General features: G+C 67.1%; 16 protein-coding genes. 8 read left to right on the top strand and 8 right to left on the bottom strand.

Annotated features, from left to right (window positions below):
- Positions 1 to 33 precede the first annotated feature (33 nt).
- From ACNQPB_RS10870 to ACNQPB_RS10855, 4 genes are all read left to right on the top strand, one after another.
- On the top strand, positions 34 to 1,539 hold the full coding sequence (locus ACNQPB_RS10870; protein ID WP_498751559.1) for a malate:quinone oxidoreductase: 1,506 nt from the start codon (positions 34 to 36) through the stop codon (positions 1,537 to 1,539).
- Between the two features lie 71 nt (positions 1,540 to 1,610).
- Positions 1,611 to 4,814, top strand: coding sequence for an efflux RND transporter permease subunit (locus tag ACNQPB_RS10865; protein ID WP_498751557.1), 3,204 nt, complete (start codon positions 1,611 to 1,613; stop codon positions 4,812 to 4,814).
- A 198-nt stretch (positions 4,815 to 5,012) separates the two neighbouring features.
- On the top strand, positions 5,013 to 6,143 hold the full coding sequence (locus tag ACNQPB_RS10860) for an LLM class flavin-dependent oxidoreductase (RefSeq protein ID WP_498751555.1): 1,131 nt from the start codon (positions 5,013 to 5,015) through the stop codon (positions 6,141 to 6,143).
- Positions 6,140 to 6,616: a MarR family winged helix-turn-helix transcriptional regulator gene (locus ACNQPB_RS10855; protein WP_498751553.1), complete on the top strand. Its 477-nt coding sequence runs from the start codon at positions 6,140 to 6,142 to the stop codon at positions 6,614 to 6,616. The genes ACNQPB_RS10860 and ACNQPB_RS10855 overlap by 4 nt, the downstream gene beginning before the upstream one ends.
- Positions 6,617 to 6,666: 50 nt before the next feature.
- Here ACNQPB_RS10855 and ACNQPB_RS10850 read toward each other — a convergent pair whose 3' ends face one another.
- Positions 6,667 to 7,473, bottom strand: a complete 807-nt coding sequence (locus ACNQPB_RS10850) for a transglutaminase-like domain-containing protein (protein ID WP_498751551.1) — start codon at positions 7,471 to 7,473, stop codon at positions 6,667 to 6,669.
- Positions 7,474 to 7,545: 72 nt separating this feature from the next.
- On the bottom strand, positions 7,546 to 8,343 hold the full coding sequence (locus ACNQPB_RS10845) for a hypothetical protein (RefSeq protein ID WP_498751549.1): 798 nt from the start codon (positions 8,341 to 8,343) through the stop codon (positions 7,546 to 7,548).
- 24 nt (positions 8,344 to 8,367) lie between these two features.
- Here ACNQPB_RS10845 and ACNQPB_RS10840 point away from each other — a divergent pair, with 24 nt between their 5' ends.
- Both ACNQPB_RS10840 and ACNQPB_RS10835 read left to right on the top strand, forming a co-directional pair.
- A complete protein-coding gene (locus ACNQPB_RS10840) occupies positions 8,368 to 9,054 on the top strand; it encodes a DUF1684 domain-containing protein (RefSeq protein ID WP_498751547.1) in 687 nt (228 codons plus the stop codon).
- Positions 9,055 to 9,111: 57 nt separating this feature from the next.
- Entirely contained in the window at positions 9,112 to 9,702 is a 591-nt protein-coding gene (locus ACNQPB_RS10835) for a DM13 domain-containing protein (RefSeq protein ID WP_498751545.1), read from the top strand.
- An 81-nt stretch (positions 9,703 to 9,783) separates the two neighbouring features.
- On the opposite strand, the gene ACNQPB_RS10830 is transcribed toward ACNQPB_RS10835, so the two are convergent.
- The gene (locus ACNQPB_RS10830) at positions 9,784 to 10,131 is read right to left on the bottom strand and encodes a cupin domain-containing protein (RefSeq protein WP_498751543.1); all 348 of its coding nucleotides are present in this window, start codon (positions 10,129 to 10,131) and stop codon (positions 9,784 to 9,786) included.
- Positions 10,132 to 10,481: 350 nt separating this feature from the next.
- Here ACNQPB_RS10830 and ACNQPB_RS10825 point away from each other — a divergent pair, with 350 nt between their 5' ends.
- A complete protein-coding gene (locus ACNQPB_RS10825) occupies positions 10,482 to 10,970 on the top strand; it encodes a GtrA family protein (protein WP_498751541.1) in 489 nt (162 codons plus the stop codon).
- Positions 10,971 to 11,044: 74 nt separating this feature from the next.
- On the opposite strand, the gene ACNQPB_RS10820 is transcribed toward ACNQPB_RS10825, so the two are convergent.
- Genes ACNQPB_RS10820 through ACNQPB_RS10800 form a run of 5 tightly spaced genes read right to left on the bottom strand, consistent with a single transcriptional unit; the run spans position 11,045 to position 16,874 of the window.
- Positions 11,045 to 12,202 (bottom strand): cysteine desulfurase family protein, encoded by a 1,158-nt coding sequence (locus ACNQPB_RS10820; RefSeq protein ID WP_498751539.1) that lies wholly within the window; start codon positions 12,200 to 12,202, stop codon positions 11,045 to 11,047.
- A 6-nt stretch (positions 12,203 to 12,208) separates the two neighbouring features.
- A complete protein-coding gene (gene nadC, locus ACNQPB_RS10815) occupies positions 12,209 to 13,093 on the bottom strand; it encodes a carboxylating nicotinate-nucleotide diphosphorylase (RefSeq protein ID WP_498751537.1) in 885 nt (294 codons plus the stop codon).
- Positions 13,086 to 14,837, bottom strand: coding sequence for an L-aspartate oxidase (gene nadB / locus ACNQPB_RS10810; protein WP_498751535.1), 1,752 nt, complete (start codon positions 14,835 to 14,837; stop codon positions 13,086 to 13,088). Before nadB ends, nadC begins: the two co-directional genes overlap by 8 nt.
- 25 nt (positions 14,838 to 14,862) lie before the next feature.
- Positions 14,863 to 16,167, bottom strand: coding sequence for a quinolinate synthase NadA (gene nadA, locus ACNQPB_RS10805; RefSeq protein ID WP_498751533.1), 1,305 nt, complete (start codon positions 16,165 to 16,167; stop codon positions 14,863 to 14,865).
- A complete protein-coding gene (locus ACNQPB_RS10800; RefSeq protein ID WP_498751531.1) occupies positions 16,164 to 16,874 on the bottom strand; it encodes an NUDIX hydrolase in 711 nt (236 codons plus the stop codon). The genes nadA and ACNQPB_RS10800 overlap by 4 nt, the downstream gene beginning before the upstream one ends.
- A gap of 185 nt (positions 16,875 to 17,059) precedes the next feature.
- Here ACNQPB_RS10800 and ACNQPB_RS10795 point away from each other — a divergent pair, with 185 nt between their 5' ends.
- The gene (locus ACNQPB_RS10795) at positions 17,060 to 18,454 is read left to right on the top strand and encodes an amino acid permease (protein ID WP_498751529.1); all 1,395 of its coding nucleotides are present in this window, start codon (positions 17,060 to 17,062) and stop codon (positions 18,452 to 18,454) included.
- The last annotated feature ends 78 nt before the right edge of the window (positions 18,455 to 18,532 follow it).

Genomic DNA, 18,532 nt, shown 5'->3' with positions numbered 1-18,532 from the left:
GACAGCCAATGCCGCTGCTATCGGAGATTGACTGTGACCTTCATTTCCAAGACCAAACACGCCGACGTCGTCCTTATTGGCGGCGGAATCATGAGCGCAACGCTCGGGGCGTTCATCAAGCAGCTCGAGCCCGACTGGAGCATCGCCCTCTTCGAACGCCTGGACGAAGCCGGCCTTGAAAGCTCCGGCCCTTGGAACAACGCAGGAACGGGCCACGCCGCGCTCTGCGAACTGAACTACTCCCCGGCAGCCAAGGACGGCTCCGTGAATCCCGCCAAGGCCCTGCACATCAACGAGCAATACCAGCTGTCCCGCCAGTTCTGGTCCCACCTGGTCGACAACAACCTGATCGGCTCCCCCAAAGGCTTCATCAACACCGTTCCGCACATGAGCTTCGTCATCGGCGACAAGCATGCGGACTTCCTCAAGACCCGCTACGAGGCCCTGAAGCCCAACACCCTCTTCCGCAGCATGGAATACACGGAAGACCAGGCCCGGATCGCGAAGTGGGCTCCCCTGATCGTCAAGGGCCGCGACCCCAAGCAGCGCGTCGCCGCCACCCGCGCGGCCGAGGGCACCGACGTCGATTTCGGCGCCCTGACCCGCGAGCTCACCGCCTACCTTGCCAAGAGCGGAGTTGAGGTCAACTACGGCCACGAGGTCAGCAACATTTCCAAGGCCTCCGACGGCGGCTGGGACCTTTCGCTCAAGTACCCGGCCTCTGGGGAACGCAGCCGCATCCATGCCAAGTTCGTGTTTGTCGGCGCCGGCGGCGGTGCCCTGCACCTGCTGCAGGCCTCCGGTATTCCGGAGAGCAAGGGCTATGGCGGTTTCCCCGTGTCGGGCCAGTTCTTCCGCTGCACCGACGAGGAGACCGCGCGCCAGCACAGCGCCAAGGTGTACGGCCAGGCCTCTGTGGGCGCGCCGCCGATGTCCGTGCCGCACCTGGACACCCGCTACGTGGACGGAAAGCGTTCGCTGCTCTTCGGCCCTTACGCCGGCTTCTCCACCAACTTCCTCAAGACCAGCAGCTACCTGGACCTGCCTTTGTCCATCCGCCCGTCCAACATCATCCCGATGCTCGCAGTGGCCAAGGACAACATGGACCTGACGGCGTACCTGATCAAGGAAGTGGCCAAGCGCCACGACGCGAAGGTCGAAGCCCTGCGGGAGTACTACCCCGAAGCAGACGGCGCCAAGTGGGAGCTGATCACGGCGGGCCAGCGCGTGCAGATCATCAAGAAGGACCCGCAGAAGGGCGGCATCCTGCAGTTCGGCACCGAGGTCATCGCCGCCCGCGACGGCTCCATCGGCGCCCTGCTCGGCGCTTCCCCGGGAGCCTCCACGGCGGTGCCGATCATGATCGAGCTGCTGCAGAAGACCTTCCCGAAAAACTTCAAGGGCTGGCAGTCCAAGCTCAAGGAAATGATGCCCGGCTACGGGGTCAAGCTCAATGACAACCCGGAGCTCGCCGCCGAGATCGAGGCAAGCACCGCAGCGTCCCTGCAGCTCGAAAACGCCGACGCCACACAGCGGTAGACGCAGGCATCCCGTCCCGGCTGCGGCCACGCCCGGACGCTGCCCAACCGTAGATCCCAGGAGAGGGTGCAATGTTCGCTCTGGCAAGGCTTTCACTGGCGAACAGGGCACTGATTGCGCTGATCACCGTCTTCGCGGCGGTGTTCGGCGTGATCACCATGTCCTCCCTGAAGCAGGAGCTCATTCCTTCCATCGAGTTCCCGCAGATCACGGTCATCACATCCATGCCGGGGGCGTCCCCGGATGTCGTGGACAAGCAGCTGGGCCGCCCCCTGGAAACCGCGCTCAACAGCGTGGAGGGGCTGGAATCGAGCACCTCCACGTCCCGCAGCGGGGTTTCGCAGATCACCCTGGTGTTCAGCTACGGCTCCAACCTGGACCGTGCCCGCAACCAGATCGACCGGGCCATCTCCAATGCCAGGCGCACGCTGCCGGACAATGTGGAGCCCCGCTCCTTCGCCGGCAGCGTGAGCGACTTCCCGATCATCTTCCTCGCCGTGTCCTCGGACAAGCCGCTCAGCGAACTGAATACAGACCTCCTGCGGCTCACCGTCCCCCGGCTGCAGAAGATCGACGGAGTGCGCAGTGCCGACGTCAGCGGCGGCGCCACCCAGCACATCCTCATCAAACCCAACCCCGGGGCCATGGCCGCGGGCGGCGCCACCATCCGGTCCCTCTCCGATGCGCTGAAGAACAACGGGGCGCTGGTTCCTGCCGGCACGGTGGAGGAACAGGGCAAGTCCCTGTCCCTGCAGATCGGCAGCCCGGTGAACTCGCTGGACGCCATCAAGGGGCTTCCGCTGGCCGGCGCCAAGGTCGGCACAACGATCGGCGGCGTGGCCGACGTCAGCATCAAGGACGATCCCGCCACCTCGATCACCCGGACCAACGGCGTGGCCACCCTGGCCCTGACTGTCACCAAGAAACCCGACGCCGACACCGTGGCGATTTCACACGCCGTCAAGGACTCGCTGGGGCAGATGAGTGCGGAGCTGGGCTCCAACGCGCGGTTCACACCGGCCTTCGACCAGGCCCCATACATTGAGAAGTCCATCAAGGACCTCACCACGGAGGGCCTGCTGGGCCTTGGTTTCGCAGTGCTGGTCATCCTGCTGTTCCTCCTGTCCGTGCGTTCCACCCTGGTCACGGCAGTGTCGATCCCGCTGTCCCTGCTGATCACCTTCATCGGCATTTCGGCCACACGGTATTCGCTGAACATCCTGACCCTGGGCGCGCTCACCATCGCGATCGGCCGCGTGGTGGACGACTCGATCGTGGTGATCGAGAACATCAAGCGCCACCTCAGCTACGGGGAACACAAGCTCACCGCCATCCTGAACTCCGTCAGGGAGGTGGCCGGCGCAATCACCGCCTCCACCCTGACGACTGTGGCGGTCTTCCTGCCGATCGCCTTCGTCGGGGACCTGGCCGGGGAACTGTTCCGTCCGTTCGCGCTCACTGTGACGATCGCCCTGCTCGCCTCCCTGCTCGTGGCGCTGACGATCGTCCCTGTCCTGGCATACTGGTTCCTCAAATCGCCGGCACCCGGCATGGACGCCGCGGCGGCGAAGGAAACGGCCGCGAAAGCGCACGAGGCCGAACAGCGCACGCGCCTGCAGCGGGGCTACCTGCCCATCTTGTCCGCCACCCAGAGGCACCCCGTCCTGACCATCGTGGCGGCACTGCTGGTGCTGGGCGGCACAGCCGCCATGACTCCCCTGCTGGCAACCGATCTGCTGGGACGCTCCGGCGAAAACAGCATGACTGTCCGGCAGGTCCTGCCCGCCGGCACAAACCTGGCCGACACCGCGGCGGCGGCCGCAAAGGTGGAGCAGCTCCTCGACGGCATCGACGGCATCAAGGACGTACAGGTGACCTCCGGCAATGCCCAGAACGGACTGGCCGCGCTCACCTCCGGGGGCGCCTCCACGTCGACGTTCACCGTCGTCACTGAGGAGGACGCGGCCCAGGAGAAGCTCCAGGACACCGTCCGCAAGCGGCTGGCCGACGGCGGCGCCGCGGGCAAGGTTACTGTCGGCGCCCGTCAGGGTGGCTTCGGCACCTCCTCGACGGTGGACGTCACCATCAACGCAGCCACGCCGCAGGACCTGCAGACAGCCAGCGATGCCGTGGTCAAGGCCCTCGACGGCGTTCCCGGCAGCTCCGAAACCGCCACCAACCTGGTCCCGGGCCAGCCGGTGGTCCAGGTGAAGGTTGACCGTGCGAAGGCTACGGCGGCCGGCCTCAATGAAGAACAGGTGGCCGGGGTGCTTGCCGCCACGGTTTCGCCGGTTCCGGCCGGCACGGTCCGCATCGAGACCGACGACTTTCCCGTCCAGATCGGCGAGGGCACCCGGTTCACGAGCATCGCTGCGGTGCGGGGCATTTTGCTTCCGACGCCGGCCGGTCCGGTCGCGCTGGGCAGCGTCGCCAGCGTGGAGCAGGTGGATGTTCCGCTCTCCGTGACCAGCAGCAACGGCCAGCGGACCGCCAAGGTGACCGTGACGCCGTCGGGCTCCAACCTGGGCGCCCTGAGCAGCGCGGTCCAGGAACGCCTTAACGCCGTGCAGCTCCCGCAAGGCGTGACGGCGGTGATCGGCGGTGCCACCACCCAGCAGGCGGAGTCCTTCCGGCAGCTCGGCCTGGCGCTGCTCGCCGCCATCGCGATCGTCTACGTGATCATGGTCGCGGCGTTCAAGTCCCTCGTCCAGCCGCTCATCCTGCTGGTCTCAGTCCCGTTCGCGGCCACCGGTGCCATCGGCCTGCTCCTGCTGACCGGCGTTCCCCTTGGGCTGCCGGCGCTGATCGGCCTCCTGATGCTGGTGGGCATCGTGGTGACCAACGCGATCGTGCTGATCGACCTCATTAACCAGTACCGCAGCCCCCGCGACGGCAGTGCCGGGATGAGCGTCGACGACGCCATCACCCACGGCGCCCGGCAGCGCCTGCGGCCGATCCTCATGACCGCCCTGGCCACCGTGTTCGCCCTGACGCCGATGGCGTTGGGCTTCACCGGAGGGGGCGGCTTCATCTCGCGACCGCTGGCCATCGTGGTGATCGGCGGACTGGCCTCGTCCACGCTGCTGACCCTGGTGCTGGTTCCTGTCCTCTACAAACTGGTGGAAGGCCGCCGGGAGAAGAGGGCGCTGCTGAGGGCGCTCAAGGTACGGCCCGCCGTCGTGGACCGCACGGATACGGACGGTGAGGAATTTCTAGACTGGACCACCGGCATGGTCCCGAAGATCTCCGGCCGAAGGGCCGCCCAGGGCTCGTAAGCGTCGTCCCGAGGGACCCGATGCGAGCTTGCGAGCGTCGGGAAGGGACGTGCGCGCTGAGCTGAGCCATCCATGCAGGACGCCCGGGAATAATCCCCGGCCGCAGGCGTTACACAGCACGATAGATGCAAATGCATCTAGTTTCGGATAGACTGTTGGCAACGCCCGCGCACCCGCGGACTGGCAGAAAGGCACATCATGGAGATCGGCGTATTCAGCGTCAGCGACATCACCACTGACCCCACCACGGGCCGCACCCCCACGGAGAACGAGCGCATCAAGGCTTCCGTGGCCATCGCCAAGAAGGTCGAAGAGATCGGCATGGACGTGTACGCCATCGGCGAGCACCACAACCGGCCGTTCTTCTCTTCCTCCCCCACCACCACACTGGCGTACATCGCCGCGCAAACGGAGCGCATCACCCTTTCCACCTCCACCACCCTGATCACCACGAACGATCCGGTGAAGATTGCCGAAGACTTCGCCATGCTCCAGCACCTGGCGGACGGCCGCGTGGACCTCATCATGGGCCGCGGCAACACCGCCCCGGTGTACCCGTGGTTCGGCAAGAACATCCAGGACGGGATCGAGCTCGCGATCGAGAACTACGCCCTGCTGCGCCGCCTGTGGGACGAGGACACCGTGAACTGGAATGGCAAGTTCCGCACCCCGCTGCAGAACTTCACCTCCACGCCGCGCCCGCTGGACGACGTCCCGCCGTTCGTGTGGCACGGTTCCATCCGGAGCCCGCAGATCGCCGAACTCGCCGCCTACTACGGCGACGGCTTCTTCGCCAACAACATCTTCTGGCCCAAGGAGCACTACCAGCAGCTGATCGGCCTCTACCGTGAGCGCTACGAGCACTACGGCCACGGCAAGGCGGACCAGGCGATCGTGGGCCTTGGCGGCCAGTTCTTCATGCGCAAGAGCTCGCAGGACGCCGTCAAGGAATTCCGTCCGTACTTCGACAACGCGCCGGTATACGGCCATGGCCCGTCCCTGGAGGACTTCACCTCGCAGACCCCGCTGACGGTGGGCAGCCCGCAGGAAGTCATCGAGAAGACGCTGACCTTCCGCGAGTTCTTCGGCGACTACCAGCGCCAGCTCTTCCTGGTGGACCACGCGGGCCTGCCGCTGAAGACCGTGCTGGAGCAACTGGACCTGTTCGGCGAAGAGGTGCTGCCCGTGCTGCGCAAGGAGTACGCCGCACTCAAGCCAGCCCATGTGCCGGACGCCCCCACCCATGCCTCGCGGGTCGCGGCCAAGCTGGCTGAGATGGCGGGTGATCCGGCGGGCGCCGCCGTCGGCAACTCCGGAAGCGCCGAATGAGCAGTCCTACGCCGGCCGGCAGCACCCTGTCCGGCAAGGACGTACGCCTGGCCGCCGAAACCTGGGAGTCGCTGTTCCGCTCCCAGGTGGCGGTGATGCGCAGGCTGCAGTCCGGGCCGGCGTTCAAGAAGCTGCCCGTCAACGAGTACGACGTCCTGTTCACGCTCTCCCGCTGCCCCACCGGGAAGCTGCGCCTGAACGAGATCAACGACCACGTGCTGCTCAGCCAGTCGAGCCTGAGCCGGCTGGTGGACCGCCTGGAGAAACGCGGACTCGTGGAGCGCAGCATCGCGCCCGAGGACGGCCGCGGCGTCCTGCTCGGCCTCACCGAAGCCGGACTGGAACTGCAGAAGGAGATCGGGCGCGAGCACGTGCGCGACATCGCTGGGCTCCTGCTTCCGGCGCTCACCGCTGCCGAACAGCAGGAACTGATGCGGCTGACCGAGAAGTTGCGCTCGAATCTGCCGGGATGACGGGCCTGCCGGACTGACAGTGCTGCCGGAGCCGCCGTCGTCGTGAACCTTTAACCGAGGACGACGGCGGCGGCCGGGTCTTCCGCCGGAAGCGCGCCGGCGATCTCCGCGGTCACCTTGAGGGTCTTCAAAGAGAGGCTGCCGCCGACTGTGGAGAGGAACGCGGTGTCCGAGGAATCCCGTCCAGCGGTGATCCGCAGCATTGCCTCACGCGGAGCCAGGCCGGTGGGATCGATGACGTACCAGCTGCCGTCGAGGTGCGCCTCGGCCACTGCGTGGAAGTCCATCGGGTTCAGCCCCGGGGCATACACGGCCGTAAGCCGGGCAGGAATGTCCTTGGAACGCAGCAGGGCGATCGCCAGGTGCGCGAAGTCACGGCACACCCCGCGGCGGTGCAGCAGCGTCTCGACTGCGCCGTCCGTTCCACGGGAGGATCCGCTGACGTAGCGCAGCTCGCTGTTGACCCAGTCCCGGACCGCCTGCAACAGCTCGCGGCCGTGCAGCCCGCCGAATTCGGCGTAGGAGGTGGGCAGGAGCCGGTCCGATTCGGCGTAGCGGCTGGGCCGCACATAGCGGATGAGCTCCATCTTCGATGACTCGTCCGGCACGCCGCGGCCGGTCACCGTCGCCTGGTACTCGACCTCCACCTCGCTGGGTTCGGCGAATTCCATGTAGTGGAAGCGCCCGCCGTGATGATCCTGCAGCTCCGAGTAAGGCACGGCCTCACCACCCGTTGTGATGCTCAGTGTTTCTGTCATCGACGCGAAGCCGGGATTGCGTGCCACGGCGACCGCCATCGCCACCTTGGTGTTCGCGACGGTCTTGAAAACGAGCCGGGCGGTGACGTTGCGTTCCATGGATCTCCGGAGTGTCTCGCGGCGGAACAGCCCCCAGTGTCGCCGATGGTCGTGGAAGGCCGGATCCGCTTCCTACGGATTGACCTTCAGAGACAGTAGCATCCGTTGGACGTTTGCGAAGTCCGGGCTCTGTTCGACGTATTTGGCGGCCTGGCCCAGCGTGTCGAAGGACTTCGCGGGCGCCACCTTTTCGTCGGCGGCGAAGGCATGGACGGCCGGAAGATCCCCGAAGTAGATGTCGCCCTTGCCCGCGGGGCCCTGCACAACGTTCCGCAGCTGGCAGGCCTTGCCGTCCGTGCCGGCGACGAGGTTGGTGATGCCGTAGGAGCCAAAGAACTTGTAGCCCTGGATCACCCGGAACACCACGCGCGGCGAAATGGTCGCGTCCGTATCTGCATGCGGAATATCCAGCGGAACGCTGCTCAGCACCACGTAGTTCCGCTTCGCCGTCGGGGTGCAGGCCGGGACCTTTCCGGGCTGGAGGCCGGTATGCAGGGTGGCGATGTATTCGCCTTCGGCGTCCTTGACCTCCACCTTCAACGCCCCGGAGAGGGACCCGGCGTCGGGGGCAACCGACTGGGCGATCCATTCCTCCGGAAGTTCGAAACTGACCTTCTGGCCGGCGTCGCTGTATTTCTTCCAGCGGGCGGCGGTGGGCGCCGCCGTCGGCGTTCCGCCCGGTGTTCCTGACGCCGTCGGGCTGCCTGATGGCGCCGCCGCGGGCGGTGTGCCCGACGCCGCTGCGGAGCTTCCCGAGCCCGCCGTCCAGACCGGCCCGCTCTTGCTGTTTTCACTGCAGGCGGCCAGCCCTGCGGTGAGCAGAATGGCTGCCAGGACCAGACTTCCGTTCGCTACGCGGTTCCTGTTCATAGCCGCAAGCCTAGTATGGGTGGCATGGATGAGGAGTTGCGTGACGGCGACACGGGAGACGTGGCGGCAATGTCTGCCATGGACATCGCGGACTGGCGGCTGCGGACCTTCGCCCTCTATGACGAGGTCCGCCGGCTCGCCCGGGACGACCCTTTCCAGGCCCATGTGCACTGGCGCAGGACGCGTGACCACATGTTCGGAACCCACCCCGCTTCGGCGCTGACGCCTGCGGCCAAACAGGGGTTCACCGGGCTGGACACGGCAGACTACGATCCCGCGTTCCGCTTCCACGCCCGGCTCTCCCCTGCAGACGCCGGACAGGAAATGACCGTCAGGACAGGGACCGACGGCGACGTTCCCTTCCGCCGGCTGGGCACCTTCGAACTGCCCGGCCTGGGTTCCCTGGCGGTCTGGCGGCTGCGCAGCTACGGCGGCGGGATCTTCGTGCCATTCCGGGATGCCACCTCAGGCCGGGACGGCGGAAGCTACGGCGCCGGACGATACCTGATCGACACGATCAAGGGCGCTTTCCACGGTATGCGGGGCAGCGGGCCGGACGAGGAGTTCATCCTGGACTTCAACTTCGCCTACAACCCGTCCTGCGCCTACAACGAGGCCTGGGCCTGCCCGCTGGCCGGGCCGGACAACCGGCTGGCGGTCGAGGTGCCGGTGGGCGAACTGTACGTTCCGGCGTTGGCCGAGCAGCCTTAAGGCAACGGTAAGGATTCCGGCCGGGCAGGACCACCCAGCCGCGCTTAGCCTTGATCCATGGAGATGAGGGCATTCCTGCGGCACAACAAGGTCATTGCCGCCGTCGCGGCGGCCGTGACCGTTGCCCTGCTGGTGGTGGCAGCAGCCCTCTTCCAACCGTGGCGGCTGTTCACCAGCAGCACGATCGATGAGGCGCTTCCCGGCGCAACAATACCTCCGCCGGGCGGCACGGCGGCGGCTGAGCCCACGGGCCCGGCTCCGTCGTCGGGCAGTCGCGCGGCCACCCTTCCCCCGAAGCCCGCCGCGCTCCCGTCGGTGATCGCCAGCGGCGCCTTCGTTTCCCAGGAGCACCCCACCTCCGGGACGGCGAGCCTGGTGAGGCTTCCCGACGGCGGGCTGCTCCTGCGCCTGGAAGGCCTCGCCAGCAGCGACGGTCCGGACGTCAAGGTCTGGCTGAGCAGCCAGGCGGCCGGCGGGGACTGGTTCAAATACCGTTCCGGCAAATGGCTGGACCTCGGGCAGGTGAAGGCCACTCACGGCAACCAGAACTACCCGGTCCCGAAAGGCGCGGACATCTCCGGGCTCAACACGGTGGTCCTGTGGTGCGACCGGTTCAGCGTGGCATTCGGTTCGGCCGCGCTGACGTAGGGCGGCGGCCGGACGGAAGCGCGCGGGTCGCCCCTCAAGAGGGACGACCCGCGCGTCGGGATAATGACAGGTTGGTAAGGCTCAGTCGAAGCCGTGGCAGTAGACCTTGCGGATGGTCTCGATGACCTCCCAGCGGCCGGTCCAGCCCTTCGGCTGAACGACAACGTCGCCGGCCTTGACCTCGTAGACGTTACCGGTGGCGCCGTCGGTGACAGTCACGCGACCGCTCACGATATAGCACAACTCTGTGTCCTCGCGAGGGGTTATGTTCCAGCCGCCGGGTTGGCATTCCCAGACTCCGGTTTTGACTTCGGTGTCGAACTTCAGGATCGCCGTCTTCGGATCACCTGAGTCGTATCCGGCACGGTGGCCATTGGGCTCGAGTTCGCCCTGAATCTTATCCGCAGGGACGTATACGTACGGACGCATGCTCATTCCTTCCACTGGATTGTGTATTGTTGACAATCCTACTTCATCGATCAGTAGGCGTCCATCACAATCCCGGTTCGAAACCGTCCTCCTTGGCATTGCTGTCGCCGGTCGGCACCCCTCCGAAGCTCAGGCCGGCCTCCAGCCTGGGATTCCGGGACCTCATTATGTTGGACCATTATGTTGGACCGCGGCGCGGAACCCTTCGCCAAGGGCTACGACATCTTCACTGTGAAGTCCCTGGACGAGCTCAACAAGCACCTCGGGCTCTGAAGCCGGTTCAAGATCCCAGGTCCCAGCCGGGGCGGGCCGCGTTCGGGCCTGCCGGGTTGATGTGCAAGGCTTGAACCATGGACCCTGCCGCACCGTCGCTCGAACCGCTGCGGCAATCCCCGCCGGAAGCCCGCCCAAGCCACCGTCACAGAGGCCTGCTCCGCTACCCGGTGCTGCGGCAGCTGCTGCGCTTCACCGGCGTCGGGATCATCTGTACTGCCAGTTCCCTGGCACTGTACGCGCTGCTCCGGCCGGTGCTCGGACCGCAATTCGCGAACGCGGCCGCCCTGATCATCACCTCGGTCATGAACACTTCGCTCAACCGGCGCCTGACCTTCAAGATCACCGGCGGGCGCAAGCGCCTGCAGGACCACCTCAACGGCCTGCTTGTCATCGCCGTCGCGCTCATCATCACCGGCGGAAGCCTCGGTGTACTGCACGCGTTCAGGCCGGAGGCCACCGTGACCGAGGAGCTCTGGACCACCACTTTGTCCGGCTTCCTCGCCACGGCCGTGCGGTTCACCATGCTGCGGCACTGGATTTTCCGCCGGGCGCGGCACGCCTGAGCGCTCTCTCCCAACCAGCTCGCATTTAAGGCCGTTTTGTGCGTCAAAACGGCCTTAACTGCGAGTCAGTTGGGTCAGCGGCGGCCGATCCCCATCACGCTGCCCACGGCGTCGCCCACCGCTGCGGCGGCCTGCCCGAGTTCCGCTTCGGTCACCGCGGACGTGAAGCTGAAGCGCACGGCCGTCTGCGCGAGTTCCGCTTCGAGGCCGAGGGCCAGCAATACAGGCGACGGCGCGTCCGATCCGGCAGCACAGGCCGAACCGCTGGAGCAGACCACGCCGCGGCGTTCGAGTTCCAGCAGCACGGACTCCCCGCTGGTGCCGGGGAAGCAGAACGACGCCACGGAGGGCAGCCGTTGTTCGGGGTGGCCGGTCAGCACGGCCCCGGGCACAGCCTCCATGACAGCCCGGATGAACGCGTCCCGCAGCGCAGCCACGTGCGCGGCAAGGAGCTGCTGTTCTTCCGCCGCGAGGGTCAGTGCCGTCGCAAGGGCCACAGCGCCGGCGACGTTTTCCGTGCCCGAGCGGCGCCCGCGTTCCTGTCCGCCGCCGTGGACCAGGGGCTCGATCCTCAGCCGCCCCTTCGCGAAGAGCACGCCCGAGCCCTTGGGCGCCCCGAGTTTGTGCCCGGAAATGCTGAGCGCGTCCACGCCGAGATCCTTGACGCCGAGGGGCAGCCAGCCTGCGGCCTGGACGGCGTCGGTGTGGAACGGGATGCCCCTTCCTGCCGCGAGCGCTGCCAGTTCGGGGACCGGCTGCACCGTGCCCACCTCGTTATTGGCGTACATGATGCTGGCGAGCGCGGTCTCCGGACGCAGCACGGCGGCGAAGGCCTCCGGGGTGACCAACCCGTGGCCGTCCACCGGGACGAGGTCGACCGTGAAGCCGTGCACGCGCCGCAGGTAGTCCGCGGATTCCTCGACGGCGGGATGCTCGATCGCGCTGATCGCCACCCGGTCCAGCGACGGATCGGCAGCCCGGCGTGCCAGCGCAGTTCCCTTGACTGCCAGGTTGTCCGCCTCGGTACCGCCCGAAGTGAAGGTCACCTCTCCCGGCCGGCAGCCCAGGACCTTCGCGACGGCGGCCCGCGCCGCGGCGAGCGCGTCGGCCGCAGCCTCGCCCAGGCTGTGGTGGCTGGAGGGGTTGCCGAACTCGCCGCTCAGATACGGCCACATCGCATCGAGCACCTCCCGGCGCACGGGGGTGGTGGCGGCGGCATCGAGGAAAATCATGTCTGCCTAGGAAACGTCCGCCGGAACGTCCAGGCTGACGTCCAGGCCCAGGTCCAGGGCGGCGACGCTGTGGGTCAGCCCGCCGATTGAAATGACGTCCACACCGGCGGCGGCGATGTCCGCCACGGTGGACAGGTTGACGTTGCCGCTGGCTTCCACGACGGCCCGGCCTGCCACCTGCTGCACGCCGGCACGGAGCTCGTCGATGCTGAAGTTGTCCAGCATGATGGTGTCCACGCCGGCGGCCAGCACGGGTTCGATCTGCTCGGCGCTGTCCACTTCGACCTCGAAATGGGTGGTGTGGCCCAGCTGCGCCTTGGCCGTCGCCAGCAGTGCGGTGAGCTTGCCTGCGTCCCCTCCTGTCATGACGGCCAGGTGGTTGTCCTTGGCCAGCACGGCGTCGGACAGGCTGTAGCGGTGGTTCGCTCCCCCGCCGCAGCGCACCGCGTAGCGTTCCAGGACCCGGAGCCCCGGAGTGGTCTTGCGGGTGTCCGTAATCCGGGCGTTGGTGCCTTCGACCAGCCGGACGAACTCCGCGGTCTTCGTGGCGATCGCGCTCATCCGCTGGACCAGGTTCAGGCCCACGCGCTCGGCAAGCAGCACCGAGCGGGCCCGGCCGCTGACCCGGGCGAGGTGCGTCCCGGCGTCGAACGCTGCTCCCTCCTGCACCAGCAGCTCAACCTCGGTTTCCGGGTCGATCAGGAGCATGGCGTCGCGGAAGACGGTGCCGCCGCTGAAGACGCCGGGCACGCGGGCGTTCAGCAGGGCAGTGGCACGGGCCTCGGCCGGGATGAGCAGCTGGGAGGTGATGTCCCCGTTGGGTGCGTCCTCGGCGAACGCGCGCTCAAGGATGTCGCGAACGGCGGCTGCGGGGAGGGACAGGCTAGTCAAGGATCAAGCTCGCTTTCCGGCTCATGGTGTAACGCTTGTCAGTGATTTCGGCAGCAGGATCGTCGACGGCGGCGGCTTCCTCCCGCGAATCGTTGCGGTAGTGGGCACCCAGGGAGGTCCGCCGTTCCCGGGCGGCGTGCACCAGCAGTTGTGCCGCCAGCAGGATGTTGGCGTCCTCGTGTTCCCGGGGGTCCAGAGAATCGGGCATCGTTTCCGGATCCGCAACATCCGCCCAGGAGCTCAGGGCGGCTGCCGCTTCGTCCAGATCCGTACCGCTGCGAAGCACCCCGGCTTTGGCCGTCATAAGGCGTCGCAGGGCACCCCGTGCGAATGCCACCTGATCAGCGGGCGGTTCGGGAGGTCCCGCAAGCGCCGTTGTTGCGTGACGGTCCGGGTCGGCCGCCGAGCTTGCGAGGCGTTCGCCGACGCGAGACCGGAGCGCAGGCGCCGAGGGATCTGTCGAACCGCCACCCAGGAACCCTTCGACGGCCCGCCGCCCGAACACAAGTCCCTCAAGCAGCGAGTTGCTGGCCAGCCGGTTGGCGCCTTGCACTCCGGTGCACGCCACTTCGCCGGCGGCCAGCAGGCCGGGCACCGAAGTCCGGCCGTGCAGGTCGGTCACCACACCGCCCATCCAGTAGTGGGCCGCCGGTGCCACGGGAACCAGTTCGCGGGTCCAGTCGACGCCGGCTTCGCGGGTGCGCGCGGTAATGGTCGGGAAGCGCCGGGCAAGGAAGCCTTGGCCGTGGCGTTCCTCGATGACGCGGGCGTCCAGGAAGACGTGGCCGTTGGGCTCGCCGAGGGCTGCCAGGTGCAGGGCGATGCTGCGGGAGACGACGTCGCGCGGGGCCAGTTCGGCGTCGGGGTGGTAGGCGGGCATGAACCGTTCGCCGTGTGCGTCCACCAGGATGGCGCCTTCGCCCCGCACCGCCTCGGAGATAAGCAAGGGCTCGCTTCCCGAAGGTTCCCGGGCGTCCTCGGCAAGCACCATGCTGGTGGGGTGGAACTGGAAGAACTCGAGGTCCGCAACGCTGGCCCCGGCGCGCCAGGCAAGGGCCAGCCCGTCCGCGGTGGCCACCGAAGGGTTGGTGGTCTTGGCGAACAAACGGCCTGCTCCCCCGGTGGCCAGCAGCACGGCGTCGGCGTGGCAGCCCAGTGCGCGGCCGTCGTGGATGAAGTTAACCCCGGTGACGCGGCCAAGATCCTGGGACAAGGAGGTCACGTGCGCGTGGCCGATCACCTGGATCCGGCCAGCAGCCTGGGCGTCCAGGACCGCTCGGATGAGCGCCCGGGCGACTCCGGCGCCGGTGGCGTCCCCGCCGGCGTGCAGGATGCGCGGGGCGGAGTGGGCGGCCTCGATCCCCAGGGCGGGGTCGCCGTCGTCGTCCAGGTCGAAACGGACACCGAAGCGCCCGAGTCCGGCGATGTCCAGGCGCGCCTCGGTGCACAGCACCCGCACGGCTTCCGCATCGCAGTGCCCGCCGCCGGCCTTGAGGGTGTCGGCAATGTGCGCCGCGACCGTGTCCCCGGGCGCCGGTTCGTCCAGGACGGCCGAAATGCCACCCTGCGCGAAGTAGGTGTTGCTGTCGGCGAGCGCGCCCTTGCTGAGCAGCACCACGTCGGCGCCGCCCTCGGCGGCGAGCAGTGCGGAGTACAGCCCGGCGATGCCGCTCCCGACGACGATCAAGCGCTTGCGCCGCTGTGCTGCAGCAGGGCGCCCTGCTGCAAGGCCATGTGCAGTCATGTAAGCCTCATTCCGGCGTTTGGGATCAGGGGCGGGCCGCCAGCATGCGCTCAAGCGCAATCTTGGCGTTGGCCTGCACGGAGTCGTCCACGGTGATGCGGTTGACGATGCGTCCTTCGACGAGTTCCTCCAGCACCCATGCGAGGTAGCCGGGGTGGATGCGGTACATCGTGGAGCACGGGCAGATGACCGGGTCCAGGCAGAAAATGGTGTGCTGCGGGTTTTCTGCCGCGAGTCGGTTCACCATGTTGATTTCGGTCCCGACCGCGAAGGTGGTGGGCTCGGTGGCCGCCGCGATGGCCTTCTTGATGAAGTCGGTGGAACCTGCGCCGTCCGCGGCGTCCACGACCTCCATGGGGCATTCAGGGTGCACGATGACATTGACGCCCGGGTAATCGGCGCGGGCCTTCTCGATCTGGGCGACGTTGAAGCGCTTGTGGACCGAGCAGAATCCGTGCCACAGGATCACGCGGGAGTCGAGCAGGGCCTGCTCGTCGTTGCCGCCCAGTTCGTTGCGCGGGTTCCACATGGGCATCTGCTCGAGCGGGACGCCCAGCGCCTTGGCGGTGTTCCGGCCGAGGTGCTGGTCCGGGAAGAACAGCACGCGCTGGCCGCGTTCGAAGGCCCATTCAAGCACGGTCTTCGCGTTCGAGGAGGTGCAGACGATGCCGCCGTTGCGCCCGCAGAAAGCCTTGAGGGCTGCGGAGGAGTTCATGTAGGTGACAGGGATGACCGGGACGCGGCCGGCGTCGTCGGGCTCGGTGCCGAAGATTTCCTCGAGCTGTTCCCAGCACTCCTCCACAGAGTCTTCATCCGCCATGTCCGCCATGGAGCAGCCGGCTGCGAGGTTGGGCAGGATCACGGCCTGCTCCGGGGCGGAGAGGATGTCCGCGGTTTCGGCCATGAAGTGCACGCCGCAGAAGATGATCGCCTCGGCGTCGGGACGGGTGAGGGCGGCGTTGGCCAGCTGGAAGGAGTCGCCGACGAAGTCCGCGTACTGCACCACTTCGTCGCGCTGGTAGAAGTGGCCCAGGATCACGGCCCTGCTGCCGAGCTTCTCCTTGGCGGCGCGGATGCGGGCGTCGAGTTCGGCGTCGCTGGCCAGCTTGTATTCTTCCGGCAGCTGGCCCTGGCGCGGAGTGCTGCGCGGTGCGGCATCGGCACTGGACGCGCCGGGTCCGTAGGCAGGGATTCCGGCGCGGGACTCGGCGAGGTCGTACTCCCACGGCCCCTTGGCGAGGGCAGGGCTGCACGTTGAACCGGCCACGGAGCGGCCATTCTCCGCTTCCTCGCGGGTGATCAGCTGGATGGCGGTGTTGACGCTGCTCATGGTGTGCTCCTGTTGTCTGGCCCGAGGCCGGGTGTTCCGGTAAAGCGGTAGAGGCGGGGCGGGCGGTGTTTACAGCCCTGGAGGTATTCGCCGGTTTCTTCGATCTCCGGCGCGGACTTGAGTTGGCGCCGGAAGTTGGCCGGATCCAACGGCCGGTCAAGCACGGCCTCGTAGACCTCCCTGACCTGGGCGAGCGTGAAGTATTCACCGAGGAAGTGGTAGGCGATGGAGCCGTAGGCCATCTTGTTCCGCAGCCGCCACAGGGCGTAGTCCACTATCGCGTTGTGGTCGAAGGCGAGCTGGTCGAGCTTGTCGGCGCGGAACCAGCGGACGTTTTCCGACTCGTCGGCCAGGGCAGCCTCGGTGGGCTGGACCAGTGCCCAGTAGACGATCGAGACCACGCGCTGGCTCGGCGAACGGTGCAGGCCACCGAAGGCATAGAGCTGCTCGACGTATTCGGGGGCCAGGCCCGTGGTCTCCAGCAGGTTCCTGGAGGCGGCGTCCTGCAACGATTCGTCATGGGTGAGTGGCCCGCCGGGGAGCGCCCACATCTCCTTGAACGGCTCGCGGATCCGCCGCACGAGCGGCAGCCACAAGGTGGGCCGGCCCGAGCTTTCGCTGGGGCGCAGGGCGAAGATCACCGTGGAGATGGCCAGCGACGGCGGCGCGAGCCGGCGCTCGGAGACATTGGCCGAGTTCGTGAACACCTTTCACCCGCTTCCTTGCCTGGTGCCCGCCTGGCGGCTGGATTAGTTATGGTCAAGATGACTCTAACTAATGGTAGGACCCGGCCCCGCTCTTGCCAAATGTTTCTGTCCGGACCGAAACGCGGTAAATTCGACAAGTCCCCTAAGGGCAAGTACACAATCCGAGGAAAACAAGGCATACACGAATGACAACGAAGTCCACTGGTGTTATCCCATCCACTCCTTCGACAGGCCTTGGCCATGCGATGAAACCGCGCCAGCTGACCATGATGGGCCTGGGCAGCGCAATCGGCGCCGGACTGTTCCTGGGTTCGGGTGCCGGAGTCCAGGCCGCGGGGCCCGCCGTCCTGATCTCCTATCTCGTGGCGGGCACGCTGATCATCCTGGTGATGTGGGCCCTGGGCGAGATGGCGGCAGCGAACCCCAACAGCGGCGCCTTCTCCGTCTACGCCGAAAAGGCCATGGGAAAAACCGCGGGCTCCACGGTGGGCTGGCTGTGGTGGCTGCAGCTGGTGGTGGTGATCGCTGCGGAGGCACTCGGCGCCGCCGGCCTCCTGTTTTCGGTATGGCCGGTGGTGCCGGTCTGGATCCTTGCCCTGGTGTTCATGACCCTTTTCACCGCCATCAACCTGGCGGGCGTCCGCAGCTTCGGTGAATTCGAGTTCTGGTTCGCCATCCTGAAGGTCGCCGCCATCGTGGTCTTCCTCCTGATTGGCGCGGCCCTGCTTTTCGGCTGGCTCCCCGGAGCCACCTCCCCCGGCCTTGGAAACATCACCCGAAACTTCGCCCCTGCCGGCTGGAGCGGCATCGCGGCCGCCCTCTTCGTGGTCATCTTCGCCTTCGGCGGTACCGAGATCGTCAGCGTCGCCGCTGCGGAGACCGAAGACCCTGTCCACAGCGTCGGGCAGGCAATCCGCACGGTGCTCTGGCGCATCCTGGTGTTCTACATCGGCTCCGTCTTCGTCATCGCTGCCGTCCTTCCCACCGGCTCGGAGGGCCTCAAGTCGCCTTTCGCTGGCGTCCTGGACCTGGCAGGCATCCCGGGTGCCGGAACCGCGATCACGCTCGTCGCCGTCGTCGCCCTGCTTTCGGCACTGAACGCCAACCTCTACGGGGCGTCCCGCATGGTGTTCTCGCTGTCCGAGCGCGGCGAGGCCCCGGCCTTCCTCTCACAGCTGCGCGGCAAGCAGGTTCCCATGGCCGCCGTCGGGGTTTCGGTTGCCTTCGGTTTCATCGCCACGGTGCTCGAACTGCTCTTCCCGGAGAAGGTGCTGCCCGCCCTGCTCAACCTGGTGGGCTCCACCTGCCTGGTGGTCTGGGGCAGCGCGCTGGTTTCCCAGCTCATCCTGCGCCGGCGGGCCGACCGCGAGGGCACCGAGCTGCCGCTGCGCATGAAGGGCTTCCCCGCCCTCACTGTCTTCGGCCTGGTGCTGCTGGCGATCGTCTTCGCGGTCGGTTTCTCCAACCCGGAAAGCGCCGGACAGCTGGTAGCCACCTTCCTTTTGATTGCGGGCATCGCGGCCGCCTGCCGGGTAGGCGAACGGGTCAAGGCCGCCCGGGCAACAAGCCACGCAAACTGACGCGGCTTCCCCTTGTTCGGGGGTATCGTGGGCACTGTTCCAGCAGAAGACGCACCGAAGCGCCGGGTACGCCTGGGC

The organism is Curtobacterium sp. LFS079, from assembly GCF_047977865.1.
GTDB lineage: Bacteria > Actinomycetota > Actinomycetes > Actinomycetales > Micrococcaceae > Arthrobacter.
Note: the sequence above shows the minus strand (reverse complement) of the source record. Positions and strands in the feature narration are given on the sequence as shown.